This is a genomic window from Tepidiforma sp. (assembly GCF_026419595.1).
Taxonomy (GTDB): domain Bacteria; phylum Chloroflexota; class Dehalococcoidia; order Tepidiformales; family Tepidiformaceae; genus Tepidiforma.
On sequence record NZ_JANZZD010000045.1, the window covers coordinates 1 to 7,594 of the forward strand.

General features: G+C 72.2%; 9 protein-coding genes. 5 read left to right on the top strand and 4 right to left on the bottom strand.

Features of this window, described 5'->3' with window-relative positions:
* The 4 genes from lepB to folP form a co-directional block, all read left to right on the top strand.
* On the top strand, nt 1–1,576 hold a 1,576-nt coding region (gene lepB / locus N2041_RS13925; RefSeq protein WP_297679180.1), incomplete at its 5' end, for a signal peptidase I.
* A 52-nt stretch (nt 1,577–1,628) separates the two neighbouring features.
* Nucleotides 1,629–2,207, top strand: coding sequence for an orotate phosphoribosyltransferase (gene pyrE, locus N2041_RS13930; protein WP_297679181.1), 579 nt, complete (start codon nt 1,629–1,631; stop codon nt 2,205–2,207).
* Nucleotides 2,208–2,255: 48 nt separating this feature from the next.
* Nucleotides 2,256–2,774 carry a DinB family protein gene (locus tag N2041_RS13935; protein ID WP_297679182.1) on the top strand — a complete coding sequence of 173 codons (519 nt, stop codon included), beginning with the start codon at nt 2,256–2,258 and terminating at the stop codon, nt 2,772–2,774.
* On the top strand, nt 2,771–3,976 hold the full coding sequence (gene folP, locus N2041_RS13940; RefSeq protein ID WP_297679183.1) for a dihydropteroate synthase: 1,206 nt from the start codon (nt 2,771–2,773) through the stop codon (nt 3,974–3,976). Before N2041_RS13935 ends, folP begins: the two co-directional genes overlap by 4 nt.
* Nucleotides 3,977–3,983: 7 nt before the next feature.
* Here the strand turns inward: folP and N2041_RS13945 are convergent, their stop codons facing one another.
* The 4 genes from N2041_RS13945 to N2041_RS13960 form a co-directional block, all read right to left on the bottom strand.
* Nucleotides 3,984–4,676 carry a hypothetical protein gene (locus N2041_RS13945; RefSeq protein WP_297679184.1) on the bottom strand — a complete coding sequence of 231 codons (693 nt, stop codon included), beginning with the start codon at nt 4,674–4,676 and terminating at the stop codon, nt 3,984–3,986.
* Nucleotides 4,673–5,662, bottom strand: coding sequence for a DUF2157 domain-containing protein (locus N2041_RS13950; protein ID WP_297679185.1), 990 nt, complete (start codon nt 5,660–5,662; stop codon nt 4,673–4,675). Before N2041_RS13950 ends, N2041_RS13945 begins: the two co-directional genes overlap by 4 nt.
* Nucleotides 5,663–5,789: 127 nt before the next feature.
* Nucleotides 5,790–6,965 (bottom strand): D-arabinono-1,4-lactone oxidase, encoded by a 1,176-nt coding sequence (locus N2041_RS13955; protein WP_297679186.1) that lies wholly within the window; start codon nt 6,963–6,965, stop codon nt 5,790–5,792.
* Nucleotides 6,966–7,026: 61 nt separating this feature from the next.
* Entirely contained in the window at nt 7,027–7,209 is a 183-nt protein-coding gene (locus tag N2041_RS13960) for a hypothetical protein (protein WP_297679187.1), read from the bottom strand.
* 142 nt (nt 7,210–7,351) lie between these two features.
* Between N2041_RS13960 and N2041_RS13965 the strand changes: the two genes are divergently transcribed.
* Nucleotides 7,352–7,594: hypothetical protein (locus tag N2041_RS13965; protein WP_297679188.1), on the top strand; the 243-nt coding region annotated here is incomplete at its 3' end.

The window sequence follows — 7,594 nt, forward strand, 5'->3', positions numbered from 1 at the left end:
GTCCGTCAGCCCGGCGGCGGATGCCGCGAGCGAGGAGCCGCGGCCGTGGTGGGAAGCCAGCGAGGCCGAGGAAGCGGTCGAAGAGGCCGTGGCGAGCGTCAGCGAGCCGGTGAGCCCGGCGGTGGAGCCGGTTGCCGAAGCGTCGCGGCCGTGGTGGGAAGCGGCGGAGGCCGAGGAGACCGTTGAAGAAGCGGTCGCGAGCGTCGCTGAGCCGGCGAGCCCGGCATCGGATGTCACGAGCGAGGAGACGCGGCCGTGGTGGGAGCGGCTGGGCGAACAGCCCCGGTCGGGCGACCATGAAGCGGCCGCGCAGGGCGCCACGCTTGCGGACGCCCGCTTCGGCGACGGCACGGAGGACCTGGCGGCCGGCGACGAGGACATGTGGGGCGACATCGCCGAGACGGCGGAACTCGCGGTTTCGCTGCCCGACGGCGAGGACGACCTCGACCTGGCGGCGAGCCTCGAGGCGCAGATGGATGCGGCCGACGAACCGCCATGGGCGCGGCCGTCGCCGGTTTACGAGGGCGACGAGCCGGAGTTCGTTTCGACCGAGGACGAGGGCGACGTCATCCTGAAGGCGTTCGAGGCACACGCTTCGACGCCGGAGCCTGAGACGGCGTCGCCAGAGGTGGACGCTGAGACGGCGGCGGCACTCGAAGCCCTGTTCGGTTCGCAGGGCACGCGCATCGTCGAGGAGTCGGGCGAGGAGCCGGCGGAGCGACCGTTCATCCGGATGGCGGCGTGGGCGCCGCAGCGGAGTGCGCCGACGGATGACGGCTGGGCGCCGGCGGAAGAGGTCGCGGCGGAGTTCGAACGGCGGAACGCACCGATCGGGTTCGAGCTCGACCCGCTGGGGGCCGCGCCGCCGTGGGCCTCGGAGCCGGCGGAGGCGGACGGCCGCGCCGCCGAGCGAGCGCAGGGTGACGGCCGGCTGAAGGCATGGATCCGCGAAGTGGTCGAGACGGTCATGCTCGCGGCGCTGGTGTTCCTCTCGGTGCGGGCGAGCTTCGGGAACTTCAAGGTCGACGGGAACTCGATGTACCCGACGCTGGAGAACGGGCAGTTCCTGATCGTGAACAAGCTGGTGTACTCGGAGGTCGACCTCGAGAAGCTGTCGACGTTCCTGCCGTTCATCGACCCGGGCGACGACCCGACACGGTACGTGTTCCACGGCCCGCAGCGCGGCGACATCATCGTGCTGCGCGACCCGCGGGACCCGAGCACGGACCTCATCAAGCGGGTCATCGGGCTGCCGGGCGAGACGATCGAGATCGTGAACGGCAAGGTGTACATCAACGACCGGCTGCTCGAGGAGCCGTACATCACGACGCCGTGGAACGACACGCTGCCGAAGATCCTCATCCCGCCGGACGAGTACTTCGTGATGGGCGACAACCGGAACAACAGCCTGGACAGCCGGAGCTCGCAGGTGGGGCTGGTCTCGAAGGACCTCATCATCGGGAAGGCGACGCTGAGCTATCTGCCGCTGAACCGGTTCGGGCTGGCGCCGAACGAGAAGGGCGTGTTGACCGACCAGAAGCCGGTGCTGACGACGAAGCGGCTCGGCGAGGAGTAGGTCCGCGGAACCGGGCCGCGACCGGAAGGCGGCGAGCGGGTACGCTCGCGGCATGACCGAACGGCACCTGACGCGCGACGAGGCGTGGGCGCTGCTCGAGGAGCGCGGGGCGCTGCTCCGCGGGCACTTCCAGTACGCGAGCGGGCGCCACGGCGAGCTGTACATCGAGAAGTTCCGGATTCTGCAGTGGCCGGACGTGACGGAACCGCTCTGCCGGCAGATCGCGGAGCGGTTCCGGGGGATGGCCACGGTGGTGGCGGGGCCGACGACCGGCGGCGTGATCCTCGCGTACGAGACGGCGCGGCACCTCGGGCTGCGGGCGATCATCGCGGAGCGGAAGGACGACGGGAGCGATGAGCGGGAGTTCCGGCGCGGGTTCGAACTCGGGCCGGGCGAGCGCGTGCTCGTCGTGGACGACGTGCTGACGACCGGTGGGAGCATCCGGGAGGTGCTGAAGGCGGTCGAGGCGCGCGGCGCGGAGGTCGCCGGCGTCGGCGTGCTGGTGGACCGGACGGGCGGGAAGGTGGCGTTCGGCGTGCCGTTCTTCGCCTGCCTCGACGTGCCGGCCGCGTCGTGGGACCCGGCGGAGTGCCGGCTGTGCCGCGAGGGCGTGCCGCTCATCGTGACGTAGGCGCGGCCGTTACCGCGCGGGGCGGGCGCAGGGGCTAGAATCGGGGGCGTGCGTTACGTACCGGCGACGGCGGGGAGCGACCCTTCGTTCCTGCTGAAGGCGCTCGGCGAGGCGTCCGGGGAGCTGGCGCGGGCGTTCGGCAGCGTGCGCGAACGGGATTTGCTGCGGCCGGCGGGCTGGCCCGATGAGGGCTGGTGCCTGCTGGCAGTGCCGTTCCACCTCGTGCAGGTGGAGCGGGGGGTGCAGGAGCAGGCGGCGATCATCGCGATGAGCCGGGGGCGGGAGGTGCCCGAAATCCCGCACGTCGACTTCGACGACATCCCGTTCGAAGCCGACTACGCGGAGGCAGACCTCGAGCTGCTTCTGGACGAACTGCACTACCTGCGGCGGCGGACGACGTACCTGCTGTGGGACCTTTCGGAGCGGGACTGGGAGCGGAAAGGGCTGCACCCGTACCGGGGCGAGGTGTCGATCGTGGAGATTGCGCGGGAGACGTACCAGCACGACCTCGAGCACCTGTGGCAGGTGCGGCGGATGGTCGATGCGCTGCAGGGGCGGCGCGGGTGAGGCCGTCGCTGCGGGTCGTGCCGCCCGGGTTCGGGATGACGGCGGCGGAGCCGGAGGCACCGTTCGCGGCGCACTTCGCGGGCGACCGGGAGCGGCTGCAGGTGGCGACGAGCCAGCTCGGGCTGGGCATCGACCTGCGGGAGCCGGGCGAGGCGGTGGTGTGGGCGTCTCGCGCGATGCTCGGGCGGCTGGCTGAGGCGCTCGAAGGGCTGGGGTCGCCGCACGCGGCGCGGCTGCGGGCGTTTCTCGCGCCCGTGCGGGCGTGGCGGCTGCGGACGCGGGAGCTGCCGCTGGAGCGGCCGGCCGTCATGGGCATCCTGAACCTGACGGAGGATTCGTTCTCGGGCGACGGCGTGGGGCGGGATATCGGCGCGGCGCTGGCGGCCGCAGAGCGGCTGCGGGCGGCGGGGGCGGACATCATCGACGTCGGGGCGGAGAGCGCGCGGGCCGACCGGCCGGTGCTCGCCGCCGAGGAGGAGGCGGAGGTGGTCGGGGCGGCGGTCGCGGCGCTGGCGCGGGAGGGGCACATCGTCTCGAGCGATACGTACAAGCCGCTGGTGGCGCGGGCGGCGCTGGCGGCAGGCGCGGAGCTGGTGAACGACATCAGCGGGCTCACGCTGGGGACGGGGGCGGCGAAGGAGGCGGCTGCAGCCGGGGCCGGGTACGTGCTGAACTACAGCTACTCCGTGCCGAAGCGGCGGCCGGATGCGCCGCCGGTCTACGGCGACGTCATGACGGAGACGGTGGCATGGATGGAGCGGCGGCTGGAGGAGCTGCGGGCGGCCGGCCTCGCGCGGGAACACGTGGCGGTGGACCCCGGGATCGCGTTCGGGAAGAGCCACGACGAGGACCTTCAGGTGCTGCGGCGGATTGGGGAGCTGGGGACGTTCGGGCTGCCGGTGCTGCTCGCGCATTCGCGGAAGAACTTCATCGGGAGCGTGGGCGGGCTGCCGCCGGCGGAGCGCGACCTCGAGACGCACGTGGTGAGCGCGCTGGCGTTCGCGCAGGGGGTGCGAATCTTCCGGGTGCACGACGTCGCGGGGGCGCGCCGGGCGCTGGGGATGGCGGAGGCGCTGGCGGCGCGCGGGCCGGGGGCCTTCGCGCCGGGCGAGGGGAGCTGGCCGTGGCGGGCCGGGGCTTCGGCGGCGCACATGACGCGGGCGGAGCCGGCCGTGCCGCCCCCGCCGGGGCAGCGCTGGTAGGAAGCGGTCAGTCGGCTGGCGGCTGGGGCCAGGCGCGGCCGTCGGGGAAGCGCCAGGCGATGGCGCCGCCGACGACGCCCGTCGCGAGCGTGCCGCGGACCCGGCCATCGCGGGAGACGAGCCAGAGTTCGGCGCCGCGACCGCGGGGCGGGTAGTAGAAGAAGGCGAGCCACTGGCTATCGGGCGACCAGCCGACGAGGTTCGGGGGCCAATCGAGGCCGTCGAAGGTGAGGGTGCCGGTGACCTGGCCATCGCGGATGAGGTCGAGGCGGGCACCGTCGCGCTGGAAGATGCGGGTGCCGTCGGGCGCGGCGAAGTCGAAGGTCGGCCGGGACGGGTCGACGGTGCGGCGTTCGAGTTCGCGGCCGGATTCGAGGTCGACGATGACGAAGTTGTTCGGGTAGGGGTTGGGCACGAGATAGGCGATACGGCGGTCGTCGAGGAAGTAGAGGAGCTGGGGGATGACGCCGGTGCAGTGGACCTGGCCGCGGGCTTCGCCGGAGGCGCGTGCGAGGACGATGCAGCTGGCTTCGTCGACGTAAAGGATATCGCCGGCGATGGCGGGGTTCGGGTTCTCTTCGAGCGAAGGCGGCGAGGTGTCGGAGACGCCGATGCCGAGGAGGACGACGGCGGTGACGACGACGGCCGCGACGCCGCCGATGACCGCGATGGCGAACCAGCGGGCGGATGGCGAGGTCACGCGGCGCTCCCGCGGCGAAGGGACGGGGCGAGGCGGGCGAGGAGCAGGACCGCGCCGATGAGGAGGGCGCCGCTGATGATGAGGGCGACCGGGGCGCCGACCTGGTCGGAGAAGTTCTGGAAGATGGCGCGGACGAGAGCAACGAAGAGGAGACCGACGCCGCAGAGCACGTAGCCGAAGGAGCCGCGGTAGACGCCGAAGCCGAGGAGCCCGGCAGCGGCGAGAAAAGCTGGGATTTCCCACGGGGTGCCGCCATCGGAGAAGCCGGGCTGGTAGCTGCCGACGGCGAGGAGGAGGCCGAAGGTGAGACGGCTGGAATCGCGGGGGGCCATGAGGCCAAGCTCAGCCAGGGCGATGCCGGCGAGCCCGAAGAGGACGACCGACCCGCCGGCCAGGCGGGCGGAATACTGGTCGGGCCAGTTGCCGATGGCCTGGCCGAGGAAGAAGAGGCTGGCGCCGAGGGCGAGAACCTGGAATGTCATCGGGTTGAGCGCCCAGAGGAGGAGGGCAAGCGCCGTCGCGGCAACGCCGACGATGAGCATCGCGGCCTGGTCGTCGTCGCGGGCGATGCCGAGGGGCTCGTATTCGTGGAGCACGACGGCGACGGTCCCGGCGGCGAGGCCGACGGCGGCGGCCCAGGAGAACTGCGCGCCGCGCCGGTAGCCCGCTTCCCCGAGCGATTTGAGGAGGCCGCCGGTGAGGAGGGCGAAAGCTGCCGGCACGCCGATGGCGAGGACGCGCGGGAAGGAGGCGAGGTTATCCCAGGCCTGGGCGATGAGGGCGAAGACGCCGACGGAGAGGACGGCGATGCCGAGGTAGAGAAGGACTTCGATGAGGCCGGGGCGTTCCCCGGGCGGTGCCGCGCCGGGCGCCGCCCGCGCCTGCTGGCGGCGGGCGGCTTCGAACTGGCGGATGCGCTCCGCGGTGGCTTCGTCGATGAGGCCGGCTTCCGCCCAGCGCCGGAGCGCCTCTTCCGCTTCTGTCATGGGCGAACGCTACGAAGGAACGGGGAAGTTGTAAAGAGTTGGGAGTTGGGAGACGGGAACCGGGAGGCGGGAGACGGGAAACGGGAGGCGGGAGACGGGAAACGGGAGGCGGGAAGCGGGAATTGGGTCAGGCGACGAGGGATGCGAGGTAGGGGGAGAGGAAGCGGCCGTGGGGGTCGAACTGGCGGCGGAGGGTGCAGAACTCTTCGAAGCGGGGGTACATGGCGGCGAGGTCGGCGCGGGTGCAGGTGTGGAATTTGCCCCAGTGGGGGCGGCCGCCGAACTCGCGGAAGACCGGCTCGAGGTCGGTGAAGAACTCGCGGTAGGGGCGTTCGGCGGCCTGGTGGACGGAGATGGTGACCGTGGGACGGCCGAACGCGGGGCTGAGCCAGGCGTCATCGGCGGCGAGCGTGCGGTATTCGACCGGCCAGCCGACCTTCGGGTGGCGCTCTTTCATCCGCTGGCGGATGGCGGCGAAGCAGGCAGGCCCGGCCTCGGCCGGGACGGCGTACTCCATCTCGTTGAAGCGGAGGTCGCGGACGGAGGGGTAGATGCGGTGGGACCAGCCGATGCGCTCGCCGGGGCCGTCGAGGGGCGGCGGCTCTTCATCGGCGGGGGTTTCGCCGACAGGGTTGAGCGATTTGGATTCGGCGATGTCGGCGCGCGGGAACCAGAAGAATTCGTAGTGGTCGTTGGCGGCGACGTTCGCGGCGAGCTCGTCGAGGCAGGCGTCGATGGGGTGCTGCCAGACGCGTTCATGGAGGGCGTAGCGGGGAACACAGGCGAGGGTGAGGCGCGTGAAGATGCCGAGGAGGCCGAGGGAGACGCGGAAAGCCGGGAGCAGGGCGGGGTCGTCGACATCGAGGAGGGTGCCGTCGGCGGTGACGACGCGGGCGGCTTCGAGGCGGGTGGAGATCGAGCCGTAGGCGGGGCCGGTTCCGTGGGTTCCGGTGGCGACGGCGCCGGCGAGGGCCTGGGTATCGACGTCGCCCTGGTTGGGGAGCGCGAGGCCGCGCTCCCAGAGGAGGTGGGTGGCGTCGCGGAGCTTCGTGCCGGCGAGCAGCGTCGCGCGCCCGGAATCCGGGGCGGCATCGAGCAGGCCGGCGAGGGCATCGAGCGATAGGATGGCATCCTCGGCGGGGACGACGGGGACGAAGGAGTGGCCGGAGCCGGCGACGCGGACCGAGCCGCCGGAGGCGGCGGTTTCGCGCACGATGGCGGCGACCTCTTCTTCGGAAACAGGCGAGAGCAGCCGGCGCGGCGCGGCGGTCACGGAGCCTGACCAGTTGGTCCAGGTGGGCACGGGGCGGCCTCCCGGCGGGTGTCCCCGGAGGGTAGCGCACCGCGCGGGAAGGCGGGAGGGTTCAGGCGGCGCGCGGCTGGCTGGCGCGGCTTCGGATGGCGAGGAGCTCGGCCCGGATGCGGAGGAGGATGGGCGCGCTGAGGCTGCCGGCGCCCGGCCCGCGGAGGGTATCGATGAGGCGGATGGCGTCGTCGATGCCGGCTTCGTAACCGGCCTGCCAGGAGGTCCAGTCGGTCGGGGGCATGGTCGGCTCCTCGGGGTTCATACCGGGGTTATCGGACGAACGGAGAAGCGGCGCAGGTTCGCGGCGGGCGCAACGGAACATTCACTCAATCGTCCCGCGACCGTTGCCGACAACCGCGGTGAGAGACCGCGAGGTGACGGAGATGAGTGCAGCACAGGAGCCGGCGAAGGGCACCGTCCGGGTGCTTTCGGGGCATGCCGACACGGGAGCGGCGCGGGTGATGCAACAGGCGCTGGCGGCCGGGCTGCGGTACCGGCTGGCGATCGATTCGTTTTTCGGGGCGACCCACGCCATCCGGCCGAACGGGGCGAAACACACGCACTCGTACCGGGTGCAGGCGGTATTCGTGACGGAGGGGGTCGACGAGCAGGGGATGGTGGTGGGT

Bases quoted from the DNA above. Each gene is read 5' to 3' on its own strand.
- pyrE (WP_297679181.1), top strand. From the start codon at position 1,629: ATGACCGAACGGCACCTGACGCGCGACGAGGCGTGGGCGCTGCTCGAG.
- N2041_RS13950 (WP_297679185.1), bottom strand. From the start codon at position 5,662: ATGACAGAAGCGGAAGAGGCGCTCCGGCGCTGGGCGGAAGCCGGCCTC.
- N2041_RS13960 (WP_297679187.1), bottom strand. From the start codon at position 7,209: ATGCCCCCGACCGACTGGACCTCCTGGCAGGCCGGTTACGAAGCCGGC.